Annotated in this window: 13 protein-coding genes; 3 read left to right on the top strand and 10 right to left on the bottom strand. The window is 62.1% G+C overall.

What is annotated here, in order from left to right; all coding sequences use genetic code 11:
- Nucleotides 1-13: 13 nt before the first annotated feature.
- From IPK59_15145 to IPK59_15135, 3 genes are read right to left on the bottom strand one after another with little or no spacing between them, the layout of a single operon-like run.
- Nucleotides 14-484: a GNAT family N-acetyltransferase gene (locus IPK59_15145; GenBank protein MBK8160040.1), complete on the bottom strand. Its 471-nt coding sequence runs from the start codon at nucleotides 482-484 to the stop codon at nucleotides 14-16.
- A 1-nt stretch (nucleotide 485) separates the two neighbouring features.
- The gene (locus IPK59_15140; GenBank protein MBK8160039.1) at nucleotides 486-2,150 is read right to left on the bottom strand and encodes an LTA synthase family protein; all 1,665 of its coding nucleotides are present in this window, start codon (nucleotides 2,148-2,150) and stop codon (nucleotides 486-488) included.
- Complete coding sequence (locus tag IPK59_15135) at nucleotides 2,147-3,958, bottom strand: LTA synthase family protein (GenBank protein ID MBK8160038.1); 1,812 nt, start codon at nucleotides 3,956-3,958, stop codon at nucleotides 2,147-2,149. The genes IPK59_15140 and IPK59_15135 overlap by 4 nt, the downstream gene beginning before the upstream one ends.
- Nucleotides 3,959-4,402: 444 nt before the next feature.
- Here IPK59_15135 and IPK59_15130 point away from each other — a divergent pair, with 444 nt between their 5' ends.
- On the top strand, nucleotides 4,403-6,295 hold the full coding sequence (locus tag IPK59_15130; protein ID MBK8160037.1) for a hypothetical protein: 1,893 nt from the start codon (nucleotides 4,403-4,405) through the stop codon (nucleotides 6,293-6,295).
- A gap of 40 nt (nucleotides 6,296-6,335) precedes the next feature.
- Here IPK59_15130 and IPK59_15125 read toward each other — a convergent pair whose 3' ends face one another.
- The 7 genes from IPK59_15125 to IPK59_15095 all read right to left on the bottom strand — a co-directional run bounded on the left by IPK59_15125 (nucleotide 6,336) and on the right by IPK59_15095 (nucleotide 13,148).
- Nucleotides 6,336-7,547 carry an argininosuccinate synthase gene (locus tag IPK59_15125; GenBank protein ID MBK8160036.1) on the bottom strand — a complete coding sequence of 404 codons (1,212 nt, stop codon included), beginning with the start codon at nucleotides 7,545-7,547 and terminating at the stop codon, nucleotides 6,336-6,338.
- A 74-nt stretch (nucleotides 7,548-7,621) separates the two neighbouring features.
- Nucleotides 7,622-8,200, bottom strand: a complete 579-nt coding sequence (locus IPK59_15120) for a hypothetical protein (GenBank protein MBK8160035.1) — start codon at nucleotides 8,198-8,200, stop codon at nucleotides 7,622-7,624.
- A 464-nt stretch (nucleotides 8,201-8,664) separates the two neighbouring features.
- On the bottom strand, nucleotides 8,665-9,693 hold the full coding sequence (locus tag IPK59_15115) for a tetratricopeptide repeat protein (GenBank protein MBK8160034.1): 1,029 nt from the start codon (nucleotides 9,691-9,693) through the stop codon (nucleotides 8,665-8,667).
- Between the two features lie 58 nt (nucleotides 9,694-9,751).
- On the bottom strand, nucleotides 9,752-10,912 hold the full coding sequence (gene rlmN / locus IPK59_15110) for a 23S rRNA (adenine(2503)-C(2))-methyltransferase RlmN (protein MBK8160033.1): 1,161 nt from the start codon (nucleotides 10,910-10,912) through the stop codon (nucleotides 9,752-9,754).
- A 19-nt stretch (nucleotides 10,913-10,931) separates the two neighbouring features.
- Nucleotides 10,932-11,600 carry a hypothetical protein gene (locus tag IPK59_15105; protein MBK8160032.1) on the bottom strand — a complete coding sequence of 223 codons (669 nt, stop codon included), beginning with the start codon at nucleotides 11,598-11,600 and terminating at the stop codon, nucleotides 10,932-10,934.
- A gap of 22 nt (nucleotides 11,601-11,622) precedes the next feature.
- Nucleotides 11,623-12,195 carry an RNA methyltransferase gene (locus IPK59_15100; protein ID MBK8160031.1) on the bottom strand — a complete coding sequence of 191 codons (573 nt, stop codon included), beginning with the start codon at nucleotides 12,193-12,195 and terminating at the stop codon, nucleotides 11,623-11,625.
- Nucleotides 12,196-12,269: 74 nt separating this feature from the next.
- Nucleotides 12,270-13,148: a DMT family transporter gene (locus tag IPK59_15095; GenBank protein ID MBK8160030.1), complete on the bottom strand. Its 879-nt coding sequence runs from the start codon at nucleotides 13,146-13,148 to the stop codon at nucleotides 12,270-12,272.
- A 74-nt stretch (nucleotides 13,149-13,222) separates the two neighbouring features.
- Between IPK59_15095 and IPK59_15090 the strand changes: the two genes are divergently transcribed.
- Together IPK59_15090 and IPK59_15085 are read left to right on the top strand one after the other, a co-directional pair.
- Nucleotides 13,223-13,807 (top strand): CGNR zinc finger domain-containing protein, encoded by a 585-nt coding sequence (locus tag IPK59_15090; GenBank protein ID MBK8160029.1) that lies wholly within the window; start codon nucleotides 13,223-13,225, stop codon nucleotides 13,805-13,807.
- 71 nt (nucleotides 13,808-13,878) lie between these two features.
- A complete protein-coding gene (locus IPK59_15085; GenBank protein ID MBK8160028.1) occupies nucleotides 13,879-14,946 on the top strand; it encodes an asparaginase in 1,068 nt (355 codons plus the stop codon).
- Nucleotides 14,947-14,997: the final 51 nt, after the last annotated feature.

The following is a 14,997-nucleotide window of genomic DNA, read 5'->3' as shown; positions in this document are numbered from 1 at the left end:
CACGGCGCGTGGATCAGCCCGGCTCAACGAGGTCCAGATACATCCAGTCGAGATCGCGCACCATTTGACCGCCAATGGCCAGGTAGAAGTCGGTGGCAAGGCGGTTGGGACGATAAACCGACCAGAGCAGTTGCTTGGCGCCGGCCGCCAGCGCCGACGCCCCGGCAGCCCGCATCAGGGCACGGCCGGCTCCGCTGCGACGCGCGGTCGGACGCACCCAAAGATCGATCACAATCTCGATGCGGATGCCCTGATCGACATCATAGTTGGGTGCCATGAGCAGATAGCCCAGGGCCTGCCCGTCACCTTCGGCGAGGAATCCGCGAAAGGCCGGATTGGGTCCAAAGCCATCGGCGAGGTAGCGTTCGGCCGTGAAATTATGCCGCCAGGAATCGCCGAGACCGGTGAGATAAGCACCGAACTCCAGGACCATGTCCTGAACGATGTCGACATCAGTGACAAGAAGCGGGCGGGTGATCGTCATTTCATTCTGGCCATGAGATCTGGCTGGACCTGGCCCTGCCAGTCGCTGGCATGACTAAATCCGGCAAAGATGTCGTGGGCGAGAATTGCCGTATCCGCCTGCCAGGCGGCGACCGCATCGCAGGGCGGGGTCCGGTCATTGCCCTGGCACAGGAAGGGCTGCCCGTCGCCACTGACACCAACCACATGCCCAGGGAGCGGCCGCAGCGCAAGATCCGCTGGTGGTGCTGCAAGATCGGCAATTCCCTTGGCCGGAAGTCCGAGAAGCCCCAGCAGTACCGAGGACAGGCGGTACATCGGCAGCGAGCCAAGCTGCAACGAGAATCGGGATCCTCGCGCTGCCAGCGCTCGATCGCGTCCATCATCTCGCGCGACTTCCAGTGCACGATACTGAGATAGCGCGATAGGTCTTCGACCTCGGTCTTGCTGTCGACGACCTGCGGCCTCTCCGCATCAAGGTCGTACATCCAATGGCCGTAATAGGTGACGATATAGTCCAGTACCGGCCGCTTATCTTGCCCGGCGCTCAGCTTCTCGGCGACCTGTCGATGCAGGGACGCATCCGACAGGAAGATGGATGTCATGTCGTCCTGGACAAAATCACCGATCGACCAGAAGGTCTCGAACCCGATCCGGTCATAACTTGCCTGCCGGTTCCAGAAACCTGGCGTGTTGGGATGGGAGGCCACGGTCCGGTAGCCTATCTCCCGCAGCAATCGGGGCAGGCAAGGCAGATCGTCGTTGAGCACCTGCTCAAAACGAACAGCTCCTTGCGCCAGCGGAAAGCCGCACAGCACTTCAAATTCCGCATTGGCGGTCTGACCGCCAAAGGCCGGCGACATTGCGGTCGAATGTCCGGCCTGCGCCCACATTGCCAGAAAGCGCGGATCGAGCGGCGATTGCCGTAGCCCGGCGGCCGTGAGCGGTGCCGGATCCCAGAAGCTCTCTTCCAGCACGACATGGAGATTGCGGGGCTTTGCGCCCACGGGCGAGGGATCGAGGTCAGCCGCATCCAGGCGCCGGGCGATTGCCGCCTCGACGGCGTCAGCGTCAGGTGCCGGTCGCACCAGGGCGGCCGTCCGGATCAATTCCTGCAGCAGGTGAATGGTGCCGCCGCGCCAGACAAAGTTTTCGCGCTGGTCCCAGGGCTTGTCACCCCACAGCGCATCCATCCAGTCAACCAGGCCGGTCGATCCGGCCTGGGCAGTGACCGGCAGGCCGATGACGGCTGCAAAAGCCGCGTGGCGCAAGCGCCCCCGGATGTGAAGGTTGCCGATAAAGAGACCCAGGATCAGCAGGCAGGGAATTCCGGCGACGAGCCATCCAAGAGGCCCCATCAATCGGATGAAAGCATCGAGACTGTAGATGTCATCGGGCATCAATGGCCGGCCGACAATGGCGCTTTTGGCGGCGCTGCCCAGGTAAAGGGTCGCCACCAGCAATGACTGGAGCAGCAGGAACAGAACGACGCGGCGTGAAACGGCAAAAACCAGAAGTGAAATGCCCAACAGCGCCGCAAAATCGGCTGGGACGCGGCGCGGGACGATAGCCACGTTGAACAGCCAGGCAGAAGCAACGTAGGCGGCCGCATAGAGGACGAGCGTAGAGATGAGGGGCAGCAGCCAGCGCAGACGATGACCGCCGGATAGCCTGCCCGTCCTGATCATTGGAGATGGGCCGTCACGTCGTGACGCTGCCGCGACATCAAGGACAGGGCGTGTCCGTCGCCATCAAAGATATCACGTGCGACCAGTTTGACATCTTCCAGCCAGGTGGCGATCTTGCCGCAGTCGCCGACTGCTTCGGCCTGTTTGCACAGGAAAGGCTGTTGCTGGGCATCGAAGCCGATCACCGTATCGGGAACTGGGCGGACGATGAGGTCCTTGGGCGGCGGCACCAGCGCGCCGATATTCGGCTGGACGATGCCAAGCCGCTCGACCACCAGCTGATTGAGCAGGTAAAGCGGCATCTGGCCGAGCCGTTGCGGCCCTTTCGCGCCATCTATGACGATGAGGGGTGTCGCGCGCGAGCGCGCATACATATCCGCCGGAAAATCGCCCCAGCCACCGGCGAAGAAGCCGTTGTTCTTGTACTCGCCCCAGTTATAGCCGAGATTCGGCAAGTGGTCGCCGAAGGCGACGATAAGCGCTGTGGGATCGTCGCGGCGCAACCGCTCGATCTCGTCCATGAGTTCGATTGATTTGTAGTGCATGGCGGTCGCAAATTGCCCGAGCTCGGTACGCTCAGGATCGATCGGCACCACCGCCGGCCGCTCCGGCACCATGTCGTAGGTCCAGTGACCATAGAGCGTCACGACAAAATTGAGCACCGGCCGCCGTTCGGTTTCCGCCTGCAGCTTGGCCGCGATCTGACGATAGAGCGATCTATCTGACAGCATCCAGACGATCATCTCGTCGAGATCAAAATCACCCTTCGACCAGAAGGTCTCGAAGCCAAGCCGCCGATAGGCCGTGGTTCGGTTCCAGAAGCCAGGCGCATTCGGATGCGAGGCCACTGTGCGATAGCCCTGGTCCTTGAGCAGCGCCGGCAGGCACGGCACGGTGTTGAAGCCCTGCTCGAACTTCACCGCCCAGCTGTCGACCGGAACGCCGCACAGTACCTCGAACTCGGCATTGGCCGTGCCGCCGCTGAAGGTCGGCGACAGGGCCGTGCTGCGGCCTGTCTCGTCCCACAAGGCATAGAAGCGCGGATCCAACAACGGCGTCGTGCGATCCTTGGACAGCAGGGGCGTCGGATCCCAGAAACTCTCCAGCAGGATGATGTGCACGTTGCGTGGTTTTGACTGGTCAAAATTGATCGGCACCAAAGGCGCACCATTCATCGCCTGGTTGCTGCCGCCCGATTGATCGTCCAAACGATCGATGGCCGCGGCTACCTCGGCTTCGCTGGGCGCCGGTTTCCTGGTCGCATAGGCGCGCAAGGTCTCCTGCAGCATGTGCAGTGTCGGCCCGCGCATGGTGAAGTTTTCGCGCTGATCCCAGGGATGGTTGCCGATCGCGATGTCGGCACCTCTGAGGGCTGAATCGCCGAGCGCGCCGAGACCGAGCGGAATACCGACCAGGATAGCGAGCGCCTTCTGCGCTGCGCGCCCGCGAAGTTGCAGATTGCCGAGCAAAAGGCCCGCCATCACCAGCAAGGGCAGCGCCACGACGACCCAGCCGAGCCAGCCCATGATGCGAACCAGCGCCACCACGCTGTAGACGTCGTCGGGCATGACCGGCCGACCCAGAAACGCGATCTTGGCGCTGGAGCCGACAAAGAAGGCACCGATCAGCAGGGCCATGAAAGCCGCATAGGCCCAAGTCCGGCGCGTCGCCGTGAAAACGAGGCAGGCGATGAGCGAGAGGGTCATGAAATCAGGAATGGCGCGCAGGGGCTCGACGACGACACCAAAAGCCGCCGCTGAGACAAGATAGGCAATCAGATAGCAGATGCCGGTCGTAACGATCGGCACCCTCCATCTCGCCCAGAATGGGGCGGCACGGCGCCTGATTCTGCGCCCAATCTTGTCAGACCTTGCCATCACGCCCGCCTGTCGCCCACTTGCACGGGCGATTGAGCGCCCAAACGGCGCCTTTCTAGCCGAATTTAACAAAAGAGTCTTGAGTTGGTGCCGTTGATCGTCACAAAAGACCGTGATCGACGGGTTGGGGCGGGCGTCCGATGAAGATGGGCCTGGATCTCGAAAAATAATTATAGAACAATTATTTAACTGCGATTTGCGGGGTAATCCGCGGCCGTAAGCTGTTTGTCAGCAAACAGTCATCACACTGCGCCGGTTTTCGACTAAGCCGTCATGAACACTGTGCGCCTTGCAGCCAGTCAGGCGCAGCGGTCGACACCCGATAGCGGCCCGCGAGGCTGTCAGCAGTCACTACGAAGGACTTTCCCCGGCATCATGACGACCGCTGTTTTCCGAGTCCTCGATCCTCGCAACCTCATCTACTCCGTTATGCTCTGGGCGCTGCTGATTCCCCTGGCCTTGCTTGCGTTTCTGGGCGGCGAGCTGATCGACATCGACCTCGTCGATATGGTGAATGCCCTGATCTATGCCTTCGGCGGATTGTTGGCTGTCGCTCTGGCACGCCAGTCAGCGCTGCCGGCCGAGGCGGACAGGCCCGCTGCCACAGGCCCATTTGGCAGGTTCTTCTGGCTTATCGCCGCCGGATTCTGCGCGGTCTTCGTCCTGTCGGAACTGGGCGGGGACATCATCGAACAGTACGAAACCAAACTGTCACCGGCTTGGCTCGGCGACCTGGTCTGCTGGCTGGCAGCCGGCATTTTCATCCTGTTGGCGGTGCGGTCGCGGCGCCATCGAAAGCGCTCAGAGAAGATCGTCGCGCCGGTCCTGGCTCTGCTGGCGGCCGGCTTCGCCTTGCAAGGCATCGCCCTCGGCCTGGACATCGGCGTATCCGACCTCCCGGGCCAGCTCGGCATGGATTCGCAGAGTTTCGATAATTTCAGCGACCTTATCGAATTCATCTTTCTTCAACTCTATCTTCTGGGCCTCATCGGTCTCGCGGCTGAGATTTCGGCACACAATGCCCTGCGCGCCCAGATCGCCAGGACGGAACGCATCGACGATCCGGCTGCCTGTCTGCGCGCCGCCCAACTCGCCTTTGTCACCGCCGCCTTCTGCTCCAACAGGATCAATCGCCGTCGTCTTTCCCGCGCTATCCTTGGGTTGATCGCCGGTGGTGGCCTGGGCGGTTTTGTGAACGGAGTCCAGATCACGCGACGTCTTGGTCCCAGCATCAGACGCCGAACCGGCAAATCCCTGCTGGGTCAGTTCACCACGCAGATGCGCTTGATGCTCGCCTTTGGACTGGCGCCCAAGACCTACTATCTCTTTGAGCTTTTTGATCCGGCCCGCGAACGCATCGCCGCGCAATATCTGCAGCGTAACGAGACCAAGGCTTCGGCCTACAAGATCATGCATCGGCACACCGGCCATCGGCTGAGCGAAAAACTGGTCTTCCACAATCGCTGCCGGGATCTCGGCCTGCCGGTGGCACCCGTGGTCTTTTCCGCCATCGATGGCGCTGCGGATGGACAATTTGTCGACACGACCGATCTACCGGCCCAGGACCTGTTCATCAAACCGCGCAAGGGCAGCGGCGGCCGTGGGGCGGAGAAGTGGCAGTTCGTCGCACCCGATTTCATCGACAAGAACGGGACGCGCCTGACGGGCGCCGCCTTGCGTCAGCGAATCATCGACCAATCACGCGAGAAGCCCCTGCTTGTCCAAGCGACTCTGGTCAATCACCCCGATCTATCGGACATCAATTGCGGGACCTTGGCGACAATCCGAATCGTGACCTGCCGCAACGAGAGCGGGCAATATGAAGTGACGAATGCCGCCTTCCGCATGCCGCGCGTGACGGGCTCGGCAGTCGACAACTTCCACGCCGGCGGCATCGCCGCCGCGGTCGATATCTCAGTTGGTCGCCTGGGGCCGGCAACGGATCTCGGCCTCAGTCCCACATCAGGATGGTTCGAAACGCATCCGGTTAGTGGCGCCCTGATCGACGGTCGCGTGCTGCCCTACTGGCAGGAAGCGCGCGCTCTGGTCGAACGTGCGCATCCGCATTTCAGCGATTTTGCCGTGATCGGCTGGGATGTCGCAATCCTGCCCGATGGGCCGTGCATCATCGAGGCCAATGGCGCGCCGGACCTCGACATCATCCAGCGCACCGCCCGACAGCCCTTGGGGTCGGCGCGGCTTGGCCGATTGATGGCCTGGCATGTCAAGCGCGACTTGCGCCGGTCTCTATTGGGTGAGGCCGGTTGATCCGCTTGTCAGCGCCCGCATGACGACCAATGGCCGACTCCTACCGATCGGACTTCTTCAGCAGCCTGAGCCGCAGGGCGTTCAGTTTGATGAAGCCCTGGGCATCGCGCTGATCATAGGCGCCGGCATCGTCTTCGAAGGTGACGTGCTTCAGGCTGTAGAGGGATTTCGGTGACTTGCGCCCGACCACCGTGGTGTTGCCCTTGTAGAGCTTGAGGCGAACCGTGCCTTCGACATGCTCCTGGCTCTTGTCGATCAGCGCCTGCAGCATCTCGCGTTCCGGGCTGAACCAGAAGCCGTTGTAGATCAGCGCGGCATAGCGCGGCATCAACTCGTCCTTGAGATGTGCCGCACCCCGGTCGAGCGTGATGCTCTCGATCCCGCGATGAGCTGCGTGCAGGATCGTACCGCCCGGCGTCTCATAGACACCGCGCGACTTCATGCCGACGAAGCGGTTCTCGACCAGATCAAGCCGGCCGATGCCATTCGCCTTGCCAAGTTCGTTGAGTTTGGTCAGCAGACTGGCCGGCGACAGTTTCTCGCCATCGATGGAAACCGCATCGCCCTTCAGGAAGCCGATCTCGATATAGGTGGCCTTGTCCGGGGCGGCTTCCGGCGAGATGGTGCGCTGATAGACCATCTCCTCGGGCTCTTCCCAAGGATCCTCCAGCACCTTGCCTTCACTCGACGAGTGCAGGAGGTTGGCATCGACCGAGAACGGCGCTTCGCCGCGCTTGTCCTTGGCAACCGGGATCTGGTGCTTCTCGGCATATTCGATGAGTGTCGTGCGCGAGGTGAGGTCCCACTCGCGCCAGGGGGCGATCACCTTGATATCAGGGTTGAGGCCGTAATAGGAAAGCTCGAAGCGCACCTGGTCGTTGCCCTTGCCCGTGGCGCCATGGGCGACCGCATCGGCGCCGGTGAGCTTGGCGATCTCGATCTGACGCTTGGCGATCAGTGGCCGCGCGATCGAGGTGCCGAGCAGATACTGGCCTTCGTAAAGGGCGTTGGCGCGGAACATGGGATAAACGAAGTCGCGGGTGAATTCCTCGCGCAGATCCTCGATGAAGATCTCTTTGATGCCGAGCATCTCGGCCTTCTTGCGCGCCGGTGCCAGTTCTTCGCCCTGCCCCAGATCGGCGGTGAAGGTCACCACCTCGCAGTCATAGGTTTCCTGCAGCCATTTCAGAATGACCGAGGTATCGAGACCGCCGGAATAGGCCAGAACGACCTTCTTGATATCGCGCGACATGAACCATCCTCATCAAAAGAAAGCGGCCGGAACCTAGGGGAAATGGGGGGTGGTGGCAAGAGTGAGGGGGGGCCCTAGGGCATCTCCCGAATGGCCCGGTCGGCCGCCTGATACTCGAACACATGTCCGGCGCCGGTCGCTAAGGCGGCGCGGAAATGCGACGTCGCAGCATCCGCGCCGCCGGCAAGAAGGGCCGCGCGGCCAATATGGTATTCGGCGGCACACAAGGCTTCCGCCCGAGCCGACGCTGGTTGCTGGCCGGCCAATGCCAAGGTGTCCGCCGGCGACGTCTGACCGAGATAAAGCTCAGCCAACGCCCTTGGCCATGGTCCCAGCATCTTGGCGCTCGCAAGATAGGCGCTGAGTTCGGCGGCCCGGCTTTGACCCAGCGACATCGCGGCCACATGTCGCCATAGCTGGGCCCCGAAATGACGGGGCTCACGCGCGGCGGTAGCGTCGAAATCCGCCAGGGCGGCGGCATCGTCGCCAACAAGTTCAGCCGACAGCCCACGCATGAAGAGGGCTGTGAGATTCTCAGGTTCGGTCGACAGGACGGCGCTGCAAGCCGTTCGGTCGAACAGCAAGCAGGCGTCGAATGCGGCTGTCTGCGCCGAGACGGGCACCGTGAAGCTGGCCCAGACGGCAATTCCCATCGTCGCTATCCATCCCAGCTTCACGGCAACTCACCTGGCGTCATGATGCACTTCACCCCGCACCTACCCTTTTAATGAGATCTAGGCTGAAAAATTAACTCTTTACCTGAGCTAACGGCAATCAAACCGGGAAACCTTCAGGTTTTCGTAATATTTGACCATTTATTGTACGCAAACATGTCGGATTTGCGGCTCGGATGTCGGTTTTGATCCTATCGGTAATCCACGACCCAAAAGATGGCGTATATCGAATTGCTGGGATCTGTCGTGCTGTCGAACCGGCGTCGCCAGGGCGACGAGGTTAAGTGGGTAAATAGTTTCTTGGTCGACTTGGGGATTTATCCGCAGCCCCGGATAACCCCCAAGAGCACCCGGCAGGCCATCGCGTTTGCACACTCCCCCCCATCGTGCAGATGGCTTGCCGGGCGCCCCTCTCTCGCCGAGAGCACACCCGGCGCCAGCGTTTAGTTCAGCTGTTTGAGCCGCCAGCCGGCATCCACGACTTCGGGAACGCCGCGATCGCCCTTGGCCGCTGCCGAGAAATGGTCTCGCGCGGATTTCGCGTCCTTCTTCAGAAGGGCCGCTTCGCCAAGATAGTAGTGGATTTCGGCATCCAGCCGCCGCGCCACCGCCTTGTCGCCGACGGCCGCTGCCGACAGCAAATCCCGGTCTGTCATCTGCCCCGCAAGCGTGGCAAGGATCGGCACCGGCCATTGGTCCGGCGGAAACTTCGCCATGGCCTCCGTCAGGAATTCAGCATGCACCTTGCTCTTTCCGTCGCCGACACCCTGACCTGCGGCGAGATAACGGCGCAAAGCAGCATAGGGATTGTCGGACCGCAATGACTGGGCCTGCGTGAAATCCTTGGTTGCCGCCTTGAGATCTCCCTTGAGGAACGCTGCGCGGCCGCGATTGTAGAAGCCGGCCGCGGCCTTGGGGTCGAGCTTGACGATGGTTGAAAAATCCGCCGCCGCCTTGTCGAACTGGCCGAGGCGCAGATAAAGCCCACCACGATCCATCAACGCATCGACATCATCCTTGACGGCGGCCAGCAAGGCGGTGAGATCGGCGACCGCCGCCTCGTCCTTGCCCAGGGCCGAGCGTGACCAGGCGCGTCGATAGAGCGAGTCCGGATCATTCGGCACGAGCTTCAGCAGCGCATCATAGTCGGCAATGGCGAGATCATGGCGCTTCAGCGCACCATAAGCAGAAGCCCGCGCATAAAGAATGTCGGCAGCATCGGGCGTCAGTTTGAGCGCGGCCGCGAAATCATTGACGGCCGCGGTGAGTTGTCCACGCTGTCCCTGCGCCAAACCGCGCCGATAGAGGCCCGCGGCAAGCTGATCGCCTTGCAACTGCCGACTCTCGATAGCCGTCGTGCAGCTGACGATAGCGGACTGGGTATCGGCTGGCTTGAGGCAGATTTCCAACAGCGGATTGAGGGGCACCGCCGCCTTCTTCGGTGCATCCTCGGCGATTGCCGGAACAGCCATGCAGGCACCCAAGGCAATGATCAACCCGGCCCGGCAGCACCATGCGGTAAGGCGCAACTTACGCCGCCTCGCCGGCACTGGTATCGGCAGCGGCCTTGTCGCGGTCCGAGCGCCTTTGTTTGACGCTTTCGCTCTTCAGCTGGCCGCAGGCCGCCATGATGTCCTCGCCACGCGGCGTACGCACCGGGCTCGAATAGCCCGCATCGAAAATGATGTCGGAGAAGTCGCGAATGGAGGCCGGCGTCGAGCGCTCGAAGGGTGCCCCCGGCCATGGATTGAAGGGGATAAGATTGACCTTGGCCGGCACGCGTGAGATCAGCTTCACCAACGCCCTGGCATCGGCCGGACTGTCGTTGACGCCCTTCAGCATCACATATTCAAACGTGATGCGCCGCGCGTTGGAAAGGCCCGGATAATTCTCAAGCGCCTTCATCAATTCCTTCAGCGGGTACTTCTTGTTGATCGGTACGATCTGGTCGCGCAACTCGTCCGTCACCGCATGCAGCGAAACCGCAAGATTGACGCCGAGCTCGGCGCCGCAGCGCTCGATCATCGGTACCACGCCTGCCGTTGACAGCGTGATGCGTCGCTTGGAGATGGCAATGCCCTCCCCATCCATCACGATCTTCAACGCCTTTGCCACGGCGTCAAAGTTATAGAGCGGCTCCCCCATGCCCATCATCACGATGTTGGACAGCAGGCGGCCATCTTTGGGGCTCGGCCATTCGCCCAGATGATCGCGCGCCATCATCACCTGGCCGACGATTTCGTCGGTCGCAAGGTTGCGCACCAGGCGCTGTGTGCCGGTATGGCAGAATTTGCAGGTGAGGGTGCAGCCGACCTGCGACGACACGCACAGCGTGCCGCGATCTTCTTCGGGGATATGCACCGTTTCGACCTGCTGTCCGTCGCGCAGGTTGAGCAGCCACTTATGCGTCCCGTCCTTCGAGGCCAGATCAACGGCGATTCCGGGACGGCCCACGAAGAACTGGTTTTCCAGCCGGACGCGGAAGTCCTTCGACAGGTTGAGCATCTTTGAAAAATCACGCTCGCCGCGATGATAGAGCCAATGCCACAGCTGCCTGGCACGAAACTTCGGCTCACCCACCTCAAGCATCAGGGCCTCGAGTTCACCACGATCGAGACCGATGAGGTCGCGCCGGCCGCTGGCATCCACGGAAGGCGGGGCGAAAGACGCTGCGTGTTTTTCGGTACTCATCTCAGGAAACTTCCGATCTTTAGCTTGAGCAAGCCTTGCTCATGGTCTGATAGGCCTTGGTAAACCCGGACAGATCATAGGTGTCCTGTACCTTGAGGCCCTTCGTCGTGGTCGCGGTCACGATCATCTGGTTCGACTTGCGCATGGCCTGCACCAGCGCCTTGTCATTGGCGTGGGTCTTGGCCCAGGCGCGGTCCTCTTCCAATTCGGTGAACTTGACAGTGAAGCCACCAATCTTGACGATGACGGGGCTCTTTGCGGCCGGCTCGAATCCGAGCACGATGGAAACCTGATCGAGCGCGCCGATCTCCGGGAAATGAGTCACCATCGCCGCCACCTGGCCGCGCTCCTTGACGTTACCCTGTTTGGTAACGGGTTGGCTCATCGCATAACAGGTGCGGGTGCCATCGGCATTGACCGTCATCGCCCGCCATTTCTTGAACGCCCCCAGATTCTTCGGGGCCTCCGCAAAGGCCGGGGCCAGTGTTGCGCTCAGCACGACCAGGCCCAGCATGAGTCCGCGGGCGATAGCAATCAGGTCCTGATGAATGGCGGTGGCAACGCGCATGCTCAAATCCTTGGGGAAGGCGACATTTTCCAGCGGCAGCCCATCTACCCGCAAAATAGGGCGGAATGGGGGCGGCTGGTGGTCCTCCTGTAGCAAGGATTGGCGCGAAAATCCACCCAAAGGCGACGTGTCCGCCTGTGGATCAATCCGAATTACTCTGTTTTTTCAGTTGTTTCTGCTTCCACACGGGAAGTCCGCGCTTATGTGCCGCAAGGGCTTGCGTGGGTCCGCCGACCCGGACCGGCCGTTCTGCAAAGCGCCCCAGGCTGATCATGCGGTCATACATGACGATGGCGCCGGCGACCGAGAGGTTGACGCAAAAGCGGGTCGGAATCTTGATGATGAAATCGCAACGCGCCTGCATGGCGGGCGACAGCGAGTCCTTTTCCGCCCCCAGCACATAGATGGCGGCCGGCGGATGGGTGAAGGTCGGCAGGTCGATGGCCTCATCGGTAATCTCGATACCGACGATGCGGCAGCCCAAGGGGGGCAAAAACGAGGCCACGTCCGGATAGACCTGGACCGGCATGCTGTCGAAGGCGACCGAGGTGTCGGAGGCCAGCACATCGCGCACATTGAAACAGGCGCCGATGGTGAAGCAGAAGCTGGCATGAAACGCATGCGCCGTGCGCAGCACCGCGCCCAGGTTCATCGGCTTCGAGATGCCCTCGACGCCGATCCCGAAATAGCCGCGATTGACCGGATTTGTGCTCATCTTCTGCCCTTGGCCGTGACGCGGCGCAAATTAGCGAAGGGCCGGCAAAAAGACCAGTCGGCTTGTCGCTTCAGTCAGCTTGAGACGGGCGCCCGGGCCGCACGGCTGGCAAAGGCGAGGCCGAACAAGACCGTGACCCCGCCGGCCAGGGCCATCCCACTCGGCACTTCGCGGAGCAGGAAGAAGGCGATGACGCTGGCGATGACCGGCTGACCATAGCCCAATACAGCGGCCACACTGGCCGAAATGCGCGTCAGGCCGATGTTCATAAGATAGTACCCGGCAAAGGTGATGAGGCCGTAGAGCGCCATGAAGCCGGTTTCGCCGGCATCGACGGGCACGCCATGATCCTCCCAGAACAGCAGCGGAATGCAGAACAGGCCGGCGCTGATCAGTTCCCAGAAGGTCACCGCCCGCACGTCATGGCCGCGACAGGACCGCGCCGTGATCAGCAGGCAGCCGGCATAGAAGAACGCGGCCGTCAGCGCGAGGAGATTCCCGGTCGTGCTGGACTGGCCCGATCCGAAGGATCCCAGGCTCGGCCCCGCCGTCATCACCGCGACACCGGTAAAGGCGATGAGCCCGCCCGCCACCAATTGCCAGCCCAGCGGGCGCCTCAGAAAGATGATCTCTACCGCCGCCACCAGCAACGGATAGAGCATGACCAGAAGAGCCGCCTCCATCACCGTCGTGGTCATGATGGCGATGTTCCACAGCACCAGATCGGCCGCCAGCAGGAAACCGGCGAAGATCACCGCCAGCAGGACTCGTGGTGGCAGGGCCACCTTAAGGCGCGCAAAGATGAGCGACAGGAGGGCCGCCACCAGCAGCCGCCAGCAGGCGGTAGCAGCCGGATCCAGGGGACTGAGGCGCACCAGAATCGGACTGAAACCCGACAGGAAGATCCCGGCGAAGAGTGCCAGGAGTGCTGGATTGCAGGTCGATCGGGTCATTCGGGTGCAACCGTCTATTTATGATTTGATGGTTACATCATAATCCGGTACTGTAACCAGTCAATTGAGTTTTAATGGTGACAGCTGTGAGCCAGATCGTCGCCTTGCCGAACCGGGTGCCGAGATCGGAATTCGTGGCCGGCCGGCTTTGCCTCGCCTTCTGCAACACCGTGGCCCTGCCCGATGCCGCCGACCGATTTGCCGACCCTGAGGGCCTGGCCGCCTGGGCGCTTCGGGCGGGTTATCCGCTGGATGGCGTGCCGGGACCGGCCGACTTTGATGCCTGCATCACCCTGCGCAGCGAGCTAAGGGCGATTTTTGAGGCCCTGGCCGATTGCAAGCCGCCACCTCAAGCGGCCCTGGACTGGCTTTCCGGCATCAGCCTTCCGCCGCGGCTGGTCTGGGACAGGGTGGCAGGACGCGCGCTGCCGATTGCCGCCGGCGGCAAGCTCGACCAGCTGCGCCAGGCACTTATCGCCGATGCCGTCGATCTCCTCACCGGCACCGCCCAGGCGCGCATCAAGCGCTGCCCTGCCCATGATTGCCGCTGGTTCTTTTTCGATACCAGCCGTAACGGCACGCGCCGCTGGTGCGCCATGGCCGATTGCGGGGTGAAGGACAAGGTTCGGCGTTTTCGCCGCAAGCAGCCCGCTTTCTAGCGCTTGTTGCCAGTATCGGCGGAGAGGGGCATTGTGCGCGCCGAACCGATTTGGCGCGAGAGACCACCACCATGAGCAAGCCCCACCAGCACCTCCATATCCATGCCGACCTGCCGCGAGGTGACGCGCCGATCCTGGTCGAGGTGTGGCGCGGCAATATGGTGGAGAGCCGCCACCGCGCCATCGCCGCCGTGGTCGATTCCGATGGCGACGTGGTAAAGGCCTGGGGCGATATCGAGACGCCGATCTATGGCCGCTCGTCGATCAAGCCGCTGCTGGCCATCCCGCTGGTGGAATCGGGCGCCGCCGACAAATACGGCCTGACCGAGCGCGAGATTGCGCTGGCCTGCGCCTCCCACAGCGGCGAGCCCGGCCATGTCGAGGCCGTCAATGCCTGGCTGGCGAAGATCGGCCTGTCGGCCGACGATCTCGAATGCGGCGCGCACTTTCCCTATTACGAGCCGGCGCTTCACGACATGGTGCGCGGCGGCATCACGCCGACACGCTCGCACAATAATTGCTCCGGCAAGCATACCGGGTTCCTGTCGACCGCCGTTCATCTCGGCGAAAAGACCGCTGGCTACATTCAATACGAACATAGCGTGCAGCAGCGCCTGCTCGGCATCCTTGAACAGATGTGCGGTCAGGATCTGTCGCATGTCCCGCGCGGCATCGATGGCTGCGGCATCCCCACCATCGCCATTCCAGTGGGACACCATGCGCTCGGCATGGCGAAGATGGCGGACACGAAGGATCTGTCGCCAGCGCGCGCCGCGGCCTGTGCGCGGATTCTCACCGCCATGTCGCACGAGCCCTGGTACGTCGCCGGCACGGGCCGTTTCTGCACCGAGGTGATGAAGGTGACCGGCACCAAGGCCGCCATCAAGACCGGCGCCGAGGGCGTCTATATGGGTGCGCTGCCGGAACTGGGCCTCGGCATCTGCCTGAAGGTCGAGGACGGCAATGGTCGCGGCGCCGAGTTGGTGATGGGCCAGTTGCTGCGCCATTTCGGCATCATCGACGCGGCGCAAGCAGAGCAGTTGCAGCAATCGCTGCAGCCGACCCTCAAGAACTGGGCCGGGACGGCGGTGGGTTCCATCAAGCCGTCACCCGACCTCAATGAGACGGCGCCGTTCTAGCTGCACGACAAATTAATCGTTTCTCCTCGCGACTTTTTGGGTGACATGATG

It is taken from the genome of Rhodospirillaceae bacterium (assembly GCA_016712715.1).
Lineage (GTDB): Bacteria > Pseudomonadota > Alphaproteobacteria > Dongiales > Dongiaceae > Dongia.
This window is presented reverse-complemented; position numbering and strand designations above follow the sequence as displayed.

What these genes read in the sequence shown, in the direction of transcription:
- IPK59_15130 (MBK8160037.1), top strand. Translation starts at nt 4,403, where the DNA reads ATGACGACCGCTGTTTTCCGAGTCCTCGATCCTCGCAACCTCATCTAC.
- IPK59_15095 (MBK8160030.1), bottom strand. Translation starts at nt 13,148, where the DNA reads ATGACCCGATCGACCTGCAATCCAGCACTCCTGGCACTCTTCGCCGGG.
- IPK59_15120 (MBK8160035.1), bottom strand. Translation starts at nt 8,200, where the DNA reads ATGGGAATTGCCGTCTGGGCCAGCTTCACGGTGCCCGTCTCGGCGCAG.
- rlmN (MBK8160033.1), bottom strand. Translation starts at nt 10,912, where the DNA reads ATGAGTACCGAAAAACACGCAGCGTCTTTCGCCCCGCCTTCCGTGGAT.
- IPK59_15100 (MBK8160031.1), bottom strand. Translation starts at nt 12,195, where the DNA reads ATGAGCACAAATCCGGTCAATCGCGGCTATTTCGGGATCGGCGTCGAG.
- IPK59_15090 (MBK8160029.1), top strand. Translation starts at nt 13,223, where the DNA reads ATGGTGACAGCTGTGAGCCAGATCGTCGCCTTGCCGAACCGGGTGCCG.
- IPK59_15085 (MBK8160028.1), top strand. Translation starts at nt 13,879, where the DNA reads ATGAGCAAGCCCCACCAGCACCTCCATATCCATGCCGACCTGCCGCGA.
- IPK59_15140 (MBK8160039.1), bottom strand. Translation starts at nt 2,150, where the DNA reads ATGATCAGGACGGGCAGGCTATCCGGCGGTCATCGTCTGCGCTGGCTG.
- IPK59_15145 (MBK8160040.1), bottom strand. Translation starts at nt 484, where the DNA reads ATGACGATCACCCGCCCGCTTCTTGTCACTGATGTCGACATCGTTCAG.
- IPK59_15125 (MBK8160036.1), bottom strand. Translation starts at nt 7,547, where the DNA reads ATGTCGCGCGATATCAAGAAGGTCGTTCTGGCCTATTCCGGCGGTCTC.
- IPK59_15115 (MBK8160034.1), bottom strand. Translation starts at nt 9,693, where the DNA reads ATGGCTGTTCCGGCAATCGCCGAGGATGCACCGAAGAAGGCGGCGGTG.